Annotated in this window: 14 protein-coding genes and 1 tRNA gene; all 15 read right to left on the reverse strand. The window is 51.7% G+C overall.

The genetic code is table 11. The features are described 5' to 3' along the window. Nucleotides 1-45: 45 nt before the first annotated feature. A complete protein-coding gene (gene rpsJ / locus PV02_RS02955) occupies nt 46-357 on the reverse strand; it encodes a 30S ribosomal protein S10 (RefSeq protein WP_015052947.1) in 312 nt (103 codons plus the stop codon). A 32-nt stretch (nt 358-389) separates the two neighbouring features. Further along, nucleotides 390-1658 (reverse strand): translation elongation factor EF-1 subunit alpha, encoded by a 1269-nt coding sequence (gene tuf / locus PV02_RS02960; protein WP_256621874.1) that lies wholly within the window; start codon nt 1656-1658, stop codon nt 390-392. Between the two features lie 119 nt (nt 1659-1777). After that, nucleotides 1778-3970 carry an elongation factor EF-2 gene (locus tag PV02_RS02965; RefSeq protein ID WP_256621875.1) on the reverse strand — a complete coding sequence of 731 codons (2193 nt, stop codon included), beginning with the start codon at nt 3968-3970 and terminating at the stop codon, nt 1778-1780. 43 nt (nt 3971-4013) lie between these two features. Continuing rightward, nucleotides 4014-4574 carry a 30S ribosomal protein S7 gene (locus tag PV02_RS02970; protein WP_305891105.1) on the reverse strand — a complete coding sequence of 187 codons (561 nt, stop codon included), beginning with the start codon at nt 4572-4574 and terminating at the stop codon, nt 4014-4016. Nucleotides 4575-4579: 5 nt separating this feature from the next. After that, a complete protein-coding gene (locus PV02_RS02975; protein WP_256621876.1) occupies nt 4580-5008 on the reverse strand; it encodes a 30S ribosomal protein S12 in 429 nt (142 codons plus the stop codon). Between the two features lie 48 nt (nt 5009-5056). Continuing rightward, on the reverse strand, nt 5057-5482 hold the full coding sequence (locus PV02_RS02980; protein WP_256621877.1) for a NusA-like transcription termination signal-binding factor: 426 nt from the start codon (nt 5480-5482) through the stop codon (nt 5057-5059). Nucleotides 5483-5497: 15 nt separating this feature from the next. Next, on the reverse strand, nt 5498-5785 hold the full coding sequence (locus PV02_RS02985) for a 50S ribosomal protein L30e (RefSeq protein ID WP_256621878.1): 288 nt from the start codon (nt 5783-5785) through the stop codon (nt 5498-5500). Between the two features lie 100 nt (nt 5786-5885). Next, the gene (gene rpoA2, locus PV02_RS02990; RefSeq protein WP_342765619.1) at nt 5886-7028 is read right to left on the reverse strand and encodes a DNA-directed RNA polymerase subunit A''; all 1143 of its coding nucleotides are present in this window, start codon (nt 7026-7028) and stop codon (nt 5886-5888) included. 2 nt (nt 7029-7030) lie between these two features. Next, nucleotides 7031-9673 (reverse strand): DNA-directed RNA polymerase subunit A', encoded by a 2643-nt coding sequence (locus tag PV02_RS02995; RefSeq protein WP_256621879.1) that lies wholly within the window; start codon nt 9671-9673, stop codon nt 7031-7033. A 12-nt stretch (nt 9674-9685) separates the two neighbouring features. Then, nucleotides 9686-11500, reverse strand: a complete 1815-nt coding sequence (rpoB, locus tag PV02_RS03000) for a DNA-directed RNA polymerase subunit B (protein WP_256621880.1) — start codon at nt 11498-11500, stop codon at nt 9686-9688. Further along, the gene (locus PV02_RS03005; RefSeq protein WP_425438341.1) at nt 11493-13082 is read right to left on the reverse strand and encodes a DNA-directed RNA polymerase subunit B''; all 1590 of its coding nucleotides are present in this window, start codon (nt 13080-13082) and stop codon (nt 11493-11495) included. Before PV02_RS03005 ends, rpoB begins: the two co-directional genes overlap by 8 nt. Before the next feature lie 146 nt (nt 13083-13228). Beyond that, complete coding sequence (locus PV02_RS03010) at nt 13229-13471, reverse strand: DNA-directed RNA polymerase subunit H (protein WP_256621881.1); 243 nt, start codon at nt 13469-13471, stop codon at nt 13229-13231. 49 nt (nt 13472-13520) lie between these two features. Continuing rightward, nucleotides 13521-13597 (reverse strand) — tRNA-Lys (locus PV02_RS03015). A gap of 299 nt (nt 13598-13896) precedes the next feature. Further along, nucleotides 13897-15132, reverse strand: coding sequence for an adenosylhomocysteinase (locus PV02_RS03020; protein ID WP_256621882.1), 1236 nt, complete (start codon nt 15130-15132; stop codon nt 13897-13899). A 142-nt stretch (nt 15133-15274) separates the two neighbouring features. Then, nucleotides 15275-16573, reverse strand: a complete 1299-nt coding sequence (locus PV02_RS03025; protein ID WP_256621883.1) for an amidohydrolase family protein — start codon at nt 16571-16573, stop codon at nt 15275-15277. Nucleotides 16574-16587: the final 14 nt, after the last annotated feature.

Genomic DNA, 16587 nt, shown 5'->3' on the forward strand with positions numbered 1-16587 from the left:
CTAGGCGGTGATGATAGTTATTGTTTGACAATAACTATACGTTTTTTAGTTCTGCAGTACTATCTCGATGTTGATGTCCTTTGGCACCTGGATGCGCATTAACTGCCTGAGTGCACGTTCATCGGCTGCAATGTCGATGAGTCTCTTGTGGACGCGCATCTCCCAGTGGTCCCAGGTTGCGGTACCGTCACCGCTCGGACTCTTCCTGACCGGAACTACCATCTTTTTAGTAGGTAGTGGAACCGGCCCTGAGATACTTACTCCTGTTCTGTCTGCGATTGCTTTTACCTGGTCGCAAACGCCGTCAAGGTTAACCGGGCTGATTCCTGACAATCTTATTCTAGCTTTCTGTGACATGTTCGTCTCCTAAAAAAGGAAATTTGAGTGTCTTACTTCTGCTTGACACTCATGCACATGCCGGCCGCAATGGTCATACCCATATCACGGATGGCGAACCTTCCGAGCTGTGGGATTTCCTTTACTGGCTCGATGACCATTGGCCTAGTTGGCTTCACGGTAACGATTGCTGCATCTCCTGCCTTGATAAAGGTTGGGTTCTCTTCCTTTACCTGACCTGACTTAGGATCAAGCTTCTTGTTGATCGCCATCAGTGTGCATGCAGTCTGTGCAGTGTGGCAGTGGAACACTGGTGTGTATCCTGCTGTGATCGCGGATGGGTGCTGGAGCACTACGATCTGTGCAGTGAACTCGTCTGCGACAGATGGTGGGTTTGCTGTCGGACCGCACACGTCTCCTCTGCGGACATCGTTCTTGCCTACGCCCCTTACGTTCCAGCCGATGTTGTCGCCAGGTACCGCCTGGAGGACTTCTTCGTGGTGCATCTCGATTGACTTGACCTCGCCGCTTGCGCCGCTTGGGTTGAAGACGACGTTCTCACCCTTCTTCATGACACCGGTCTCGACTCTGCCCACAGGCACAGTTCCGATACCGGAGATGGTGTATGCATCCTGCACAGGGATCCTGAGTGGGAGCTTGTCTGGTTTCTCAGGTTCCTTAAGTAAGTTGAGGCACTCAAGGATGGATGGGCCGGTGTACCAGGGTGTGTTTGCGCTCTTCTTGGACATGTTGTCGCCGGCGAATGCGGATGTTGGAACGAATGGGATCTCGCTTGCCTTGAAGCCGACCATTCCGAGGAGCTGACCGACATCTTTCTTGACCTGCTCGTACCTTTCCTGGCTGTAGTTTGCTGCGTCCATCTTGTTCACAGCGATGATAAGCTGGTTGATACCGAGGGTCCTGGACAGGAACACGTGCTCCTTGGTCTGGGCCATTACACCATCAGGTGCAGCGACCACAAGGATAGCTGCGTCTGCCTGGGATGCGCCGGTGATCATGTTCTTGACGAAGTCACGGTGGCCTGGGCAGTCCACGACTGTGAAGTAGTACTTGTCAGTGTCGAACCTTCTGTGGGCGATATCGATGGTGATACCTCTCTCACGCTCTTCCTTGAGTGAGTCCATGACCCATGCGAAAGCGAAGGATTCCTTTCCTTTCTCTCTTGCTTCTGCTTTGTATTTCTCGATCAGGTGAGCAGGAACTGCTCCGGTCTCGAACATCAGTCTTCCGACAAGGGTAGACTTGCCGTGGTCGATGTGACCGATGACTGCTAAGTTCATGTGTGGTTTGTCAGATGCCATTTATATGTCTCCTATATTTGATTATAAATACTTCAATTTGATTTGACCTAATAGACGTTTACACGTTTAAACCTTTCTGACGAAAAGGGGTTTACGGCAAATGCCGCAACCTCAAATCATCACGGGCTCAGGTAGTCGGATGCCTGTGGAAGCTCCTTCTTCAGACCCTTCCTCTGCCTTATGGATCCAATGATCTCGGCGGTCAGGTTTGTCGGAAGTGTCTCAAATCCTGTAAACTCTGTGCTCCACATCGCACGGCCTTCTGTTGCGGACCTGATATCTCCGGCAAATCCGAACAGTTCGGCTACCGGTGCTTTTGACTCGATGACCGTCATATCTCCTTCAGAGGTCATGTTAATGATTATACCGCGGCGACCCTGGATCTCTTTGGCCGCTCCTCCCATCTGGTCCTGTGGGACATGAATGAACACTTTCTGGTATGGTTCCAAGAGTGTGTCATCTGCCATCAGCATTGCAGCCTGGATTCCCTGCCTGGATGCGGGGATGATCTGTGCGGGGCCTCTGTGGACAGCGTCCTCGTGCAGCTTTGCATCAACGAGCTTTACTTTTACGCCCATGCATGGCTCCCTTGAGAGTGGTCCGCCCTTCATGACCTCATGGAATCCTTCAAGGATGAGTTCCATGGTCTCACTGAGGTGCTGGATACCCTTGGTCATATCGAGATAGATGTTGCTTTCAAAGATATCGACAATTCCCTTTGCTTCGTCCTTGTCCATACCTGCTGCCATGAGCTTCTCTCTGCGCTCTACCTCGCCCATGCGCATGGATATCTCGCCGCTTCTGATAAGTTCCCTGACGCCTTCTTCGAGGGGCTCGACGTGTACGTAGAACCTGTTGTGCCTGTTCGGGGACTTACCTTCGACCGGTCCCGCCTTTCCGCGGATGGTCTCACGGTATACCACGATAGGTGGCGTGGTTGTGATCTCGACTTTCTTGTCACGCTCAATCCTGTGTGCAATGACCTCAAGGTGCAGTTCGCCCATACCTGCCATCAGGTGTTCACCGGTCTCTTCGTTGAGGGTGATGCAAAGTGTCGGGTCCTCCTTTGCTACCTGCCTGAGCACATCGACCAGTTTTGGAAGGTCCTTCATGTGTTTGGCTTCGACAGCTACGGTGACCACAGGTTCGCTTGCGTGCTTGATGCTCTCGAAAGGTGTCATGCCGTCAAGTGTGGTGACGGTTGAACCGACGATTGCGTCCTTAAGACCCGTTACTGCTGCAATGTTACCTGCCGGTATGCTCTCCACTTCGAGTCTCTCGGGACCCATGAAGATACCTACCTGCTGGATCCTGTTGGGCTTGGCAGCGCCACTGACATATACTTCAAGACCGCGGGTGAGGGAGCCACTGAACAACCTTCCTGTTGCGACCTCTCCTGCATGCGGGTCCATGGATATGTCGGTGACCATGAATGCAAGGTGTCCCTTTGCATCTGCGGTTGCCATTGACCTTGCGATCTCAGACTTCCTGTCGCCATGCCAGATAACCGCAGTCCTGCCTTCCTGGGCCTGCAGCGGGTTTGGCAGGAACCTGATGACCATGTCGTTGACTGCCTCATGGAGCGGGCATTTCTCGGCAAGGGTCTTCATATCGCCTTCACGGCAGTAGTTGTAAACATCATTGAAGCTGACGCCTGTCTTCTTCATCATGGGCACACTGATAGCCCAGTTGTAAAGAGCTGAACCGAAAGCAACGGTACCTACTGCGGCATCGACCTTCCAGCCTGCCTTGTAACGCTCCTCGTTCATGCCCTTGATAAGCTTGTTCACGTGGTCGATGAGCTTCCCGAGCCTGATCTGCATCTCCTGGGAGTCGACCTTGAGCTCATTGATAAGACGGTCTACCTTGTTGATGAACAGCACCGGCTTGACATGCTCCCTGAGGGCCTGCCTGAGCACGGTCTCTGTCTGTGGCATTGTACCTTCCACAGCATCAATGACAACGACTGCTCCGTCCACTGCGCGCATTGCACGGGTAACGTCCCCACCGAAGTCTACGTGGCCTGGTGTGTCTATGAGGTTGATGAGGTAGTCCTTACCATCATACTGGTGTACCATTGAAACGTTGGATGCATCAATGGTGATACCCCTCTGCTGCTCTTCTTCATCGGAGTCCATGAAGAGCTGCTTGCCTGCAAGCTCCTTTGAGATCATGCCTGCACCTGCAAGGAGGTTGTCAGACAAGGTGGTCTTTCCGTGGTCGATGTGTGCAACGATACCAATGTTGCGTATCATTTCCGGCTCATTCATGAGCGCGGTCACACGCTCCACCATCTTCTTTCTTCTGCCCATATTGATTACCTTTCTTGTGAATATCTAAATGTAAAGGTCAGCATTAACGTGCTGCCTTTGCAACTCTTTCCTTAGCATCCTTCCTGTTGATGGAGAAGCATTTTGCGTCACGGTTTGCAGCAGCCAGTATCTCTGCAGCAAGGGCGCTTGCAGCGCTCTTCTTGGATTTGAAGGAGGCCTGCTTTGCACCCATGGAGATGTACCTGAGTGCAGTGTCTACACGTCTCTGGGAGGAAGTATCGACTGCCTTTGGCACGGATATGCCTCCGTACTTGAGCCTTACGACCTCTTCCCTGGGTCCGGCATTGGCGATAGCCTCAACAAGCACCTGTACGGGGTTCTTCTTTGTCTTTGTGTGGATGATGTCCAGAGCTTCGCTTACAACGGCCATTGCATTCTGCTTCTTGCCGGTGTTTGTCTCTTCCCTCATAATGTTGTTGACAAGGCGCTCAACGATGCAGATCTCTGATTTGTTGAACTGCTGCTTTGCATGCTTACCATTGCTGTGGGGAACTATTACAGGGTCAAGGTTCACGTACTTCTTGATCCCTGCATCTGCGACCTCTACCTCTGTCAGGTCCCATTTATTGAATAACTTCAGCATAATGATTATCTCCTTGGTTTTTCCTTGCGACCGATGACCATTTCCCTCAGGGAGACATTGTTCACTGCGATAACCTTGAAGCGTACTCCGGGGATATCACCCATTGCACCACCCATGCGGCCACCAATCCTCTCTACGGTGACCTCATCGTGCTCATCGATGAAGTTGATAGCTCCGTCACCGGGACAGAATGCTGATACCTGGCGCCCGTTCTTGATGAGCTGTATCCTCACACATTTCCTGATGGCTGAGTTGGGCTGCTTTGCCTCGACACCAACTTTTTCAAGTACGATACCTCTTCCCTGCGGGGCGCCACCTAACGGGTCTGCCTTAACGTCCAGTCCGAGTGTGCGCCTGTTGTAGTAGGGGTCTTTCCACCTTGCGTCTTTGCGAATGCTCTTAAGTGTATGAGCTGCATATTTTCCATTTGGCATGTTGATTCCTCGATTATATCTGTGAGTTGATTTAGTGTATGATCGTGATCATTGCAGGATGACGTCATCTATATCGTGATGGCGCTTTGCAACAAGCTTGACTTTCTCTATGTTCTTTCCGTTACGTCCAATGGCAAGTCCCTTGTCCTTATTGGATACTTCTACATAAGCTAATCGCTTGTTGTTCCTGTCCACAATATTAACTGTTCTGACCGTTACAGGGCTGAAAGCATTCTTTATGAATGCGACAGGCTCGTCAGAGTATTCCACGAGATCGATATGCTTGTCCACAGCTTTTTTGACGCGATTTATGTGATCACCATTTCTTCCGATAGCGGCTCCCATGTCACCCGCCTTGATCACATATATTATGCGTCCGTCATCGATTATGCAATCCTTGACAGTTGCCTTCGTCAGTTCTTCAAATAAAGCTATATACCTAAGCCCTTCCGTAGACAGCTTGATCTCACTCAAATAAGGCAACTCCCTTTAAGATGCAGCTAATATGTCAGACTCACCGCTGTCAATGATGGCCATTGCAGCAATGATGTAAGGCTTACCGCATGCAGGACCAAGCTCCATGCCGGTTCCCGGGTAGTTGAGGATAGGCACATTTGTGCTCTCTATCTTTGTTCTGACATCTTTCGGGCAGTTTGCAGCAAGTACAACCATTTTTGCCTCGTTGTTCACTGCAGCATCGATGGTGCGGTTTGATCCGATTATGACCTTGCCGGTTCTGATGACTTTGATAAGTGCTTTGTCAAGGTTAATATCCATTTATATCAACTCGTTTATAATGTGCTTTTAGATTTGTATTCTAATACCTGAATCCTTATATGAAGTTTCTGGTTGTTCTTTTTAAACAAGGTAACACTGTTCACCTGGAAATAAGGTGTACATCGCCTGTACCAAGCTTGATTGGCTGTCCTACGATAATGTTCTCCGTAACTCCGTTGAGCTCGTCAAGGTCACCGCGCATTCCGGCATCAAGGAGGTGGTTCACAGTGACCTCGAAGGCTGCACGGGCGAACACACTGGCCTTCTCACCAGAGATCCCATGCCTTCCGATCTGCTTTACCTCGCCGTCGCAGCACATGATATCTGCCACAAGCATGATGTGCCTTATATCCACAGTAAGACCCTGCTCGCCAAGTGTGTTGTTGGCTTCGGTAATGATGGCGTTCCTTGCAGCTTCTATGCCAAATACGGAATAGATCTCCTCTATGTTGTTAGTGTATGTCCTTGTGACATCCACACCCTCGATCTGCAGAACATCCTTGAGCTGTGAACCCTCTGTATAGAGTGTGTACTCGTCGCCATCCTTCCTGATAACAACCCTCTTGATACCTTCGATGCCCTTGAGGGTTATGCCATGGATGTTCTTTGCAAGCTGCAGGAGCTCCCTGTAAGAGGGAGCATTTGGTGTCAGAATGATCTGGTTTGAGATGTTACCGGAAACGGTTACCACCACATCCATCTTCTCGCGTACCTTGTCGGCAATCTCATCTGCTGTGAGGGACCTCTGCTGAAGTGTCTTTTCATTAAGGTCGATGATCAGCTGCATATTTGCGAGGTCTGTGGTTATATCTGCAAGGTTGTCGATGTGAGTTGCCTCTATCTCCCAGGCGAGCACACGGGCCTTATCCCTGTCTGTTGCATACTCCGGCTCAAGGGCAATTGTCATCATCGGTGTGCTTGGCAGTTTCCTTGCATCCACGATCTCGATAAGCCTGGGAAGGCCCAGGGTAACGTTGATCTCAGCGACACCGGCGTAGTGGAAGGTACGCATCGTCATCTGTGTGCCCGGCTCACCGATGGACTGGGCTGAAACGACGCCTACAGCTTCACACGGTTCGACGAGGGCATACCTGTAGCTTTCCCCAAGGCGCTCAATGATCTCCTCAAGTTCCTTCTTTGTAACATTGGCCTTTAAGGCATCTTCCCTGAGCGTCTTGAGTATGTTCTTCGGAAGGTCCAGCTGCGCGATCATAGAATCAATAGTAGCTTCACTAATGCTCATGTTTAGTTCACCTCTCTTCCTGTGACCATCCTCACAATGCGATGCACTGCCTCAGGCTTGCTGTAGTCACTCTTGGTGGAGTCGATACCATCCTCTCCGTACTTGAACTGTACGATGACCCCGCGTGTCTCACGTACAGAACCGTCGTACTGCACTTCAAGATCCTGCAGTGCGTTAACAAGCCTCCTCTGGAGGTAACCTGACTGTGATGTACGGACGGCAGTGTCCACAAGACCTTCACGGCCACCAATGGCGTGGAAGAAATATTCTGTGGGGTTGAGGCCGCTCTTGTAGCTCGCCTTAACGAAACCGTGTGCATCCGCTCCAAGGTCGCCCTTATCGAAGTGCGGGAGTGTCCTTCCGCTGTATCCTCTTCTGATCCTCTCGCCACGGACCGCCTGCTGTCCTACGCAGGCAGCCATCTGGGTAAGGTTGAGCATTGAACCTCTTGCTCCTGATTTAGCCATTATCACTGCAGAGTTCTCAAGACCCAGCTGCCTTCCGGCAATGTTACCTGCCTGGTCCCTGGCCTTACCGAGTTCCTGCATGATTTTCATCTCGATTGTCTCATCCATTGTACGTCCGGGGAGCGCTTCGAGCTCCTTCGCCTCATAAGCCTCGATAAGCCTCTGGACGTTCCCTTCAGCCTCGTTCAGCAGATTGATTATCTGCATCCTGGCAGTTGAGGGTATGTCCTCATCGCTTATTCCGAAACTGAGTCCCGTCTTCATGACCCCGCGTATTGCAAGCCTTGTGAAGTCGTCCACGAACTTGGCTCCTGCCTCGGTGCCGTATTCCTTTACGATCTTGTCAAGGATCTTGCCCTTGAAGGCTCCGATAGCCTGCTCATCAATGGTTCCCTGGATCATCTCACCATTGTCTATGACAACGTATGCATCATACTCGCAGTCCTTCTTTTTGCATGTGTCACACTTGAAGCAGACCTGAGCCGGGAACTCCAGGAAGAGGCCTTTGGGCAATATCTGGCTGAAGATCTGTTTCCCGTTCCATCTCGGCTCGCCGGATTCGGTATGTGCTGCAGGCTCGGGCAGGTCCCTTATATCGGACTTCCTTAGAAGTTCCAGTGCAGCGGTCTTTGTGATGTCGTTCTCATTCCTGGTGAGCAGGAAAAGCCCTGAGATGTGGTCGTGGATACCGCCGATGATAGGTCCTCCGAAACGCGGGGAGAGGATGTTCTCCTGCACCTGCATGAGAATACTTGCCTCGGCCCTGGACTCCTCGGTCTGCAGGACGTGCATGTTCATCTCATCACCATCGAAGTCAGCGTTGTATGGCGGGCACACGGCCGGGTTAAGCCTGAATGTCTTGTAAGGCAGTACCTTCACCTTGTGGGCCATGATACTCATCTTGTGGAGGGATGGCTGTCTGTTGAAGAGCACTATGTCGCCGTCCATGAGCTGTCTCTCGACGGTCCATCCCAGCTGTATCTTCTCCGCAAGCTCATCTTTATTTGTTTCAGACACCCTGATACGCCTTCCGTCCTCACGTATCACGTAGTTCGCACCCGGGTGAACTTCGCTGCCCCTGAGTACGTACATACGCAGCAGCTCGATGTTCCTGCTTGTGACCTTTTCGGGTATCGTCATCTGGTGAGCTATCTCAAAGGGTACGCCAACCTCGTTGATACTAAGGTTCGGTTCGGGGGACACTACAGTACGTGCAGAGAAATTGACACGCTTACCTGACAGGCTTCCCCTGAAACGCCCTTCCTTACCCTTAAGACGCTGTGTGAGAGTCTTGAGTGGCCTCCCTGATCTGTGTCTTGCAGGTGGCACGCCTGATACTTCATTATCGAAGAATGTTGTCACGTGGTATTGCAGCAATTCCCACAGGTCCTCTATGATAAGCTGGGGTGCGCCTGCATCCCTGTTCTCCTGGAACCTCTGGTTGATGCGGATGATATCCACAAGCTTATGGGTAAGGTCATCCTCGCTCCTCTGGCCGGATTCAAGGGTGATCGATGGCCTTACGGTGACCGGCGGCACAGGAAGGACTGTAAGCACCATCCACTCGGGCCTTGCACTGCTCGGGTCCATGCCCAGCACTTTCACATCATCGTCGGGTATGTTCTCAAAGCGGTCCCTGATCTCGGTAGGGGTGAGCTTGTGGCCGTCCTCTATGTAATCGCTGGGCTTTTCGAACTTGACCTCTTTCTGCTCTGCGGAGCAATAGGGGCATATTTTTGTCTTGCGGGCTTCCTTGAACACCTCGTTGACTATATCATCAGGCAGGTGGCCCATTTCCTTGGCACTGTTGAGCTGCATGAGGAAAGTGTTCTTCTGGTCGGCAGTGAGCAGAAGCCTGCTGCAGTTGTGGCATATTGAGCGCAGTGTCTTCCTGATGGTCTTGTTGAAACCCACATGGATGACCGGGGCAACAAGCTCGATATGTCCGAAATGTCCCGGACACTCGCCGGCACGGCTTCCGCAGGTCTTGCACTTGAGGCCGGGGTCGATGACCCCGAGTCTCAGGTCCATAAGTCCCATATCAATTGGGTATCCGTCATCATCGTAAGTGTCAGCAGTGACGATGGACGTCACGCTCATCTTTCTTACCTCTCTGGGTGACAGCAGACCGAACTTGATAGCTCCGATTCTTTTTGGGATAGATGGCAGGTCTTTCATTTCGTGTTCACCTCAGACAGCGTCCTCGAGCTGCAGCCTCGGGGCCACACCAAGGGACTTGATCTCATCAAGCAATAGTTTGAATGCATAACTCATTTCCACCGGATGGATATCTGTCTCAGCACCGCAGTTGGCGCAGTATCTGATGTTCCTCTTCCTGTCGAAAGTGGCGATCATTCCGCAGTGTCCGCAGACAAGCTCGACGACCTTGTCAGATTCATCCAGTAATCTTTCTTTCAATGTCATTGCAGCGCCATGGCCGATAAGCACATCACGCTCCATTTCTCCGAAACGCAGACCTCCTTCACGGGCGCGTCCTTCGGTTGGCTGGCGGGTCAGCACCTGCACGGGTCCGCGGGACCTTGCATGCATCTTTGAGGCAACCATGTGGTGCAGCTTCTGGTAAAGAATGACTCCCACGAACACGTCGGCACGGATCATCTGTCCGGTGACGCCGTCGTAGAACACTTCCTTGCCGGTGTGGGCGAAACCATGGTTCTTAAGTGCGGCGCGCAGGTCGTCCTCATACTCTCCTGAGAACGCTGTTGCATTGATGCGCCTTCCTTCCATGGACCCTATCTTGCCTCCGATCATCTCAAGCACATGCCCTACAGTCATACGTGACGGGATGGCGTGCGGGTTGATAACAAGGTCAGGCACCATGCCTGTCTGGGTAAAGGGCATGTCCTCATAGGGTACGATAAGCCCGATAACTCCCTTCTGGCCGTGCCTGGATGCGAACTTGTCACCGATCTCGGGTATCCTCTGGTCCCTTATCTTGACCTTTGCAAGGCGGGTACCGTTGATGGATTCTGTCAGCAGTACGGTGTCGACGACTCCTTTCTCGTTGGAGCGCATCGTGATGGCACTTTCCCTGCGCTGCTCCACGGTAATGCCGAAGTCGGACTGCTCTTCAAGGAAACGCGGCGGGCTGGTCTTACCGATGAGCACGTCATTGGGGCCTACAACGGTCTCAGGGTTAACAAGGCCGTCGACGTCAAGGTTTGCGTATGCTTCGGGGCTGCGGGCTCCCCTGAACTCTGAGTCGGGAATCTCGAACTTGTCTTCCTGGCCGCCGGGGTATCTTCTCTCCTCGCCCTCGAAGGTTCTCAGGAAATGGCTTCTTCCAAGCCCTCTCTCGATGGAGCCCTTGTTGAAGACCAGTGCATCTTCAATGTTATGCCCCTCGTAGGACATGACAGCTACGACGAAGTTCTGTCCGGCAGGCCTCTCATCGAAGTGGATCGCCTCGCAGGTCTGCGTCCTTACCATAGCCTTCTGAGGGTAGTGGAGCAGGTGGGCACGGGTGTCCGGCCTGAGCTTGGTGTTGGACGTGGACACGCCGATACACTGCTTTACCATCGCAGCACCCATGGTATTACGCGGGGATGCGTTGTGTTCCGGGTAGGGGACCATGCCCGTACCGATACCCAGGATAAGTCCCGGGTTGATCTCCATATGAGTGTGATTCGCAACTATTTCGTCGCGGTAAAGGGCGATGAATGCGTTCTCTTCCTCTTCCGCATCAAGGTACTCTATCTTTCCCAGGGTGAGAAGCTCTTCAAAGGACAGTTCGCCGACTGCGATCAAATCTTCCTCTTCAGGACTTACCATGGCCTGCCCGTTATCAACTACGATGAGCGGCCTTCTTGCACGTCCCATGTCAGAGTTGATAATGACCTCATGGATATCTTCGTACAGAGTGACGTTGATCTGGCTGGAGATAACTCCTGCTCTGCGCTGTTTCCTTATGTTTTCCACCAGGTCTGCAGGGTCGTTGTGTGTGCCTATCAGTTCCCCGTTCAGGAACACTTTAGCTTCATTCATCCAGTAATCCTCCTAAATTATCGTCCAGTGTATCGGAGTAGTTAGCATATCCAAGCGGCTCTGTATTATCTTCGTCGATGTGCTGGACACCTTCTTCATCAATGAACTCTTCCATCTCTCCATCATAGCCCGGTATCTTGTGGAAGGACGAACGGATCAATGTGGGAGTTACTCCCAGGTCAAAAAGTATGCTCTTGATAACCTTGTCCTCGTCGGACCCTGTGGACAGCTCGACCATCTGGGCGAAGTTCTTCACAAGTCCACAATTCGGCCCTTCAGGCGTTTCGGACGGGCATAGCCTTCCCCACTGTGTCGGGTGCAGGTCACGGGCCTCGAAGTGTGGCTGTGCCCTGGAAAGCGGGGAAATGACACGTCTCAGGTGGGACAGTGTTGAGATATAATCGGTCCTGTCAAGAAGCTGTGACACGCCGGTCCTGCCGCCAACCCAGTTGCCGGTTGCAAGCGGGTGCTGCAGGCGGTCGGTAAGCACGTCTGCACGTACCAGTGTGATGACGTTCAGCTCGCGGTTCCTCATGTTCGCTCTTTCGAGCTGGTACTTGATGTCGCGGGAAAGCCTGTTGAAAGCCACCCTGAAGAGATCTTCCATAAGGTCGCCTGTAAGCTTGAGCCTCTTATTGGAATAGTGGTCCTTGTCATCCTCTTTCCTCTTGCTCAGCGCAAGCTCGAAGCATGATTCCGCCATTCTGCCCAGGAAGTTCGCCTTGGCGACCCTGTTACCAGGCTCGTTGCCAAGGTGTGGCAGCAGGTATCTGTCAATAACGTAGTTGGCACGCTTGATCTGGTAATCCCTGGCCTGCCCGGAAGCGACGCGGGAGCCGATCTTCTCCATCGCCTCCTCCACTGTTGAGACCTCGGCCTCTTCCAGATTCTCGAACATGAACTTCATTATCTCCGGGTCAGTGGAAACCACCTTGACGAGATCCTCATCAGTCTCGACGCCAAGCGCCCTCATCAGGGTAATGAAATTAACGCGGCCTGAAATGGATGGGAATGACACCTCGAGGAGTGACTTCCTTCCCCTCTCTACTACCACGAGAGCCCTGTATCCTCTTCTCTGGGAGAACACTTTTGCGACCTCGATCATGTCGCCATATCTCTCACCATACTCGGTGAGGATCTTGTTCGGAGCAAGGTCTTCCAGTGTCATGACCACGCGCTCCGTGCCGTTGACTATGAAGTATCCTCCGGGGTCCAGCGGGTCCTCTCCATATTTCACCATTTCCTCATCCGTCAGTTCTGTCAGGTTACAGATGTCGGATTTGATCATTACCGGAAGCTGTCCTATCTTTGCTTCCTGCGGCTCTTTTTCTTCTTCTCCCACCACTACGCTCATCTGCAGGTAGAGGGGTGCGGAGTAGGAGAGGTTCCTGAGCCTTGCCTCGTTGGGGTAGAGCTTCTCAATAGCCCCGTCCGCTTCTTTGACAACAGGGTTCTCTACTCTGATCTTTCCCAGCTTGATGTATGTATCTTCAAGATCGGTCTCGATGATCCTTTGCTCATCGATAATCTTTTGGAGTCCGCTTTCCAGGAACTTGTTAAAAGAATCGATGTGATGCTGCACGATCTTTTCTTTCGTGAAAAACGAATTCGCTATTTGCCCTTTACTTAACGCTATGATAGCACCCTCTTTCTGTGATATGGTAATTGCGCAAAAAAATCATAATGATAATGTCCTTGTTTCTCTGTGAAATGAACAGTCCCGGGATTTCACGCGATGACAAGCCTATAGTAGAACGCTTCGCCAGCAGTCTGGCTGTTACGGGTGATCCTGACAACTTCTCCCGCCTGTGCCCCGATCTCTTTTATAACAGGATCCTCAACCTTTATTTTCGGAAGCTGTTCTTTCCCGATATTGTAACTTTTTAAAACAAGCTTTAATTCCTCTTCGGACATGATCTCATGCTTGGGAATTAATTCGTGGTTGAGCAGGCTATATTTTCTCTCTGACACTGTAGTTCCTCCCTCAAAAATGTGAACGTGGACACTCCTCGCAAAATCTTGGCGGGCTCGTAGGGATTTGAACCCTAGGCCGTCTGGTTAAAAGCCAGACGCTCTGCCTGACTGAGCTACGAGCCCATTTTGGTATGTCTTTATTCGCCGGAGGTACTGCACGTCCATTCTTCGGTGTAGCGGTGACTAGAGGTTCACATGTTATATATACTTTATGGAGGCCTTAAGTCTCTTGCTCATCAGAGCCTGTAAATGCTTTTTTACTATTTATATTTGTTTATTCGCCATTTTATTTTTATAACTCTAATAAATTATATCTGGCAATCTATATATATCATAAAACAGCGACTTTACAAAGTGAGGGGAAATCTCAGGGATATTTCCCCAACTCCGGCTTTCTGATTGTGGGACAGGATCAGGACCTATCAGGTCCCGCATTCCCAGCCTTCCATGTATTTTGTCTGCTCGGATGAAAGCCTGTCAATACTGATGCCCATGGACTTGAGCTTCATCTCGGCTACACTCATATCCAGCTCACGGGGCACTACATGTACTCCGTTGGGAAGCCTGTTCTCGGCTATGTACCTGACACATAGTGCCTGGTTTGCAAAGCTCATGTCCATGACCTCCGCAGGGTGGCCGTCGCCTGCTGCTAGGTTAACAAGCCTGCCTTCGGCAAGGACATATACTTTCCTGCTGCCGAGGACGTATTCCATTATGTTCTTCCTTGACGTACGCACTGATTTTGCCATAGATCCCAGGTCTTCCAGGTTGATCTCCACATTGAAGTGTCCCGCATTGGCAAGAATGGCCCCGTCCTTCATGACCTCGAAGTGTTCCCTGCTGATGATATCTCTGTTACCTGTGGTTGTCAGGAAGATGTCTCCTATTTTTGCAGCTTCCTTCATGGTCATTACCGCGTTGCCGTCCATACGTGCTTCCAGTGCCCTGATAACATCGATCTCAGTAACTATTACATTAGCTCCCAGCCCTTTTGCACGCATCGCAGCGCCTTTGCCACACCATCCGTAGCCTGCAACGACCACATTCTTCCCGGCAATGAGCAGGTTCGTGGTCCTCATGATCCCGTCCCAGGAAGACTGTCCCGTACCATAGCGGTTATCGAACAGGAACTTTGTCTGGGCATCATTGACTGCGATGACCGGCATCTTGAGTGCCCCGTCGCGCTCCATGGCCTTGAGCCTGTGAATACCTGTAGTAGTCTCCTCGCATCCGCCCAGTATGGTGGGAAGCATTTCGGTGCGTTCTGTATGGAGCTTGAAGATAAGGTCTGCTCCGTCGTCTATTGTGATGTCTGGCCCGAAGTCCAGCACCTTGTCGATGGCCTCGTAATACTCGTCATTGCAGCAGTCATACCTTGCATAACAGTCAATGTCCTTGCAGGCATCCAGTGCAAGTGCGACATCGTCCTGGGTGCTCAGCGGGTTGCACCCTGTTATAGCAACCTCGGCCCCTCCTGCCACCAGGGTCTGTACAAGCACTGCGGTCTTTGCCTCCACATGGAGTGCCATCCCCACCCTGTGCCCCTTCAGGGGCCTCTCCTTCTCGAACTGTTCCCTTATAGCTGCAAGCACCGGCATATGGCTGCGTGCCCACTCTATTTTCAGTCTTCCGGAATCCACCATTTCTGTTTCACTCATCTGCTATCTCCTCATGATGTATTGTAATTGATCACTCTATGGCCTGCTTTACGCCGGCCAATATCATCTGTATCTTCATTTCTCGGTCGGTCTGCACTGCATATACTTTTTGTCTATATTAAGTATCTACTGCGTGTCGGTCTCACGAGTCGATCCGTGATGCAAGGTTCTTTGATGTCTGCACTGCCTTCCCAAGGATGTCCTGTTCATCAAGGCAGGTGACCATGAAATCTTCCATGAGGACTTTTCCGGCCACGATGGTCGTCCTGACATCCTTGCCGCTTGCGGCATACACAAGCTGTGAGGCAACATCGTGCAGAGGTGTCAGGTGAGGCTTTCTCATGTCCACGATGATCATATCCGCATTGTGCCCTTCCTTCAGTACACCGCTCTTTATGCCAAGAGCCTTTGCCCCGTTGACGGTCGCCATCTCGAGCACCTGACGTGCAGGCAATGCCGTAGGGTCCATGGTGCCCACTTTCTGTAGCAGTGCTGCAGTCTTCATCTCCTCGAACATGTCAAGATTGTTGTTGGATGCGCAGCCGTCCGTCCCGAGGCACACGTTGGCACCGCTTGCAATCAACTTTGCCACCGGTGCTATGCCGGATGCAAGTTTCATGTTGCTTACGGGGTTGTGGGATATGTTCACCCCGTACTCTGCCAGTATCTTTATGTCGCCGTCCGAGAGCCAGACACAATGCGCTGCAAGTACGTCAGTACCCCAGAAATCAATATCCTTGAGGAAATGGATGGAGCACATGCCGAAGTTCTCTTTCATGTAGTTGAGCTCTGCCTCGGTCTCAAGCACGTGGATGTGTATCCTTATCTTATCCTTTACAGCCTGCTCCTTCACCCTTATCAGGAATTCCCTGGAGCATGTGTTCGGAGCATGGGGACCGTACATGGTGGTGATCCTGCCATCCGCTTTTCCGTTCCACTGGCTGACGAACCTGCTGCCTTCTTTAAGCTCAGCATCGGCCTTCTCTTTGCTCCCAAAGTCTATCATCCCGTAAGACAATGCAGCCCTGATGCCGGACTCTTTAACGGCCTGGGCAACCCTGTCCATGTGGATATACATATCTGCAAAGGAAGTGGTACCGGACCTTATCATCTCCAGGCAGGCAAGCAGGCTGCCTATATGGATATCATCGTCCGTGAGCTTGGCTTCCGCAGGCCAGATCCGATCCTCCAGCCACTCCTTCAGGTGCATGTCATCGGCATAGCCCCTGAACAGTGTCATGCCTGCATGGCAGTGCGTGTTGATAAGCCCGGGCATGACCACGCAGCCTCGTGCATCTATTATTTTGTCTGCGGTGCTGCCTGTCGATCTGCCGACCTCTTTGATCAAACCGTTCTCAATGACCACGACCCCGTTCTCAATATCGCCTAGATCAGGGTCCATCGTGAGCACATAAGCATTCTTGATGATAATATCTGCCATGTCAGTTCTCCTTC

This window comes from Methanolobus chelungpuianus, assembly GCF_024500045.1.
GTDB classification, from domain to species: Archaea; Halobacteriota; Methanosarcinia; order Methanosarcinales; family Methanosarcinaceae; genus Methanolobus; species Methanolobus chelungpuianus.

Bases quoted from the DNA above. Each gene is read 5' to 3' on its own strand.
- rpsJ (WP_015052947.1), bottom strand. From the start codon at position 357: ATGTCACAGAAAGCTAGAATAAGATTGTCAGGAATCAGCCCGGTTAAC.
- tuf (WP_256621874.1), bottom strand. From the start codon at position 1,658: ATGGCATCTGACAAACCACACATGAACTTAGCAGTCATCGGTCACATC.
- PV02_RS02965 (WP_256621875.1), bottom strand. From the start codon at position 3,970: ATGGGCAGAAGAAAGAAGATGGTGGAGCGTGTGACCGCGCTCATGAAT.
- PV02_RS02970 (WP_305891105.1), bottom strand. From the start codon at position 4,574: ATGCTGAAGTTATTCAATAAATGGGACCTGACAGAGGTAGAGGTCGCA.
- PV02_RS02975 (WP_256621876.1), bottom strand. From the start codon at position 5,008: ATGCCAAATGGAAAATATGCAGCTCATACACTTAAGAGCATTCGCAAA.
- PV02_RS02985 (WP_256621878.1), bottom strand. From the start codon at position 5,785: ATGGATATTAACCTTGACAAAGCACTTATCAAAGTCATCAGAACCGGC.
- rpoA2 (WP_342765619.1), bottom strand. From the start codon at position 7,028: ATGAGCATTAGTGAAGCTACTATTGATTCTATGATCGCGCAGCTGGAC.
- PV02_RS02995 (WP_256621879.1), bottom strand. From the start codon at position 9,673: ATGAAAGACCTGCCATCTATCCCAAAAAGAATCGGAGCTATCAAGTTC.
- rpoB (WP_256621880.1), bottom strand. From the start codon at position 11,500: ATGAATGAAGCTAAAGTGTTCCTGAACGGGGAACTGATAGGCACACAC.
- PV02_RS03020 (WP_256621882.1), bottom strand. From the start codon at position 15,132: ATGAGTGAAACAGAAATGGTGGATTCCGGAAGACTGAAAATAGAGTGG.
- PV02_RS03025 (WP_256621883.1), bottom strand. From the start codon at position 16,573: ATGGCAGATATTATCATCAAGAATGCTTATGTGCTCACGATGGACCCT.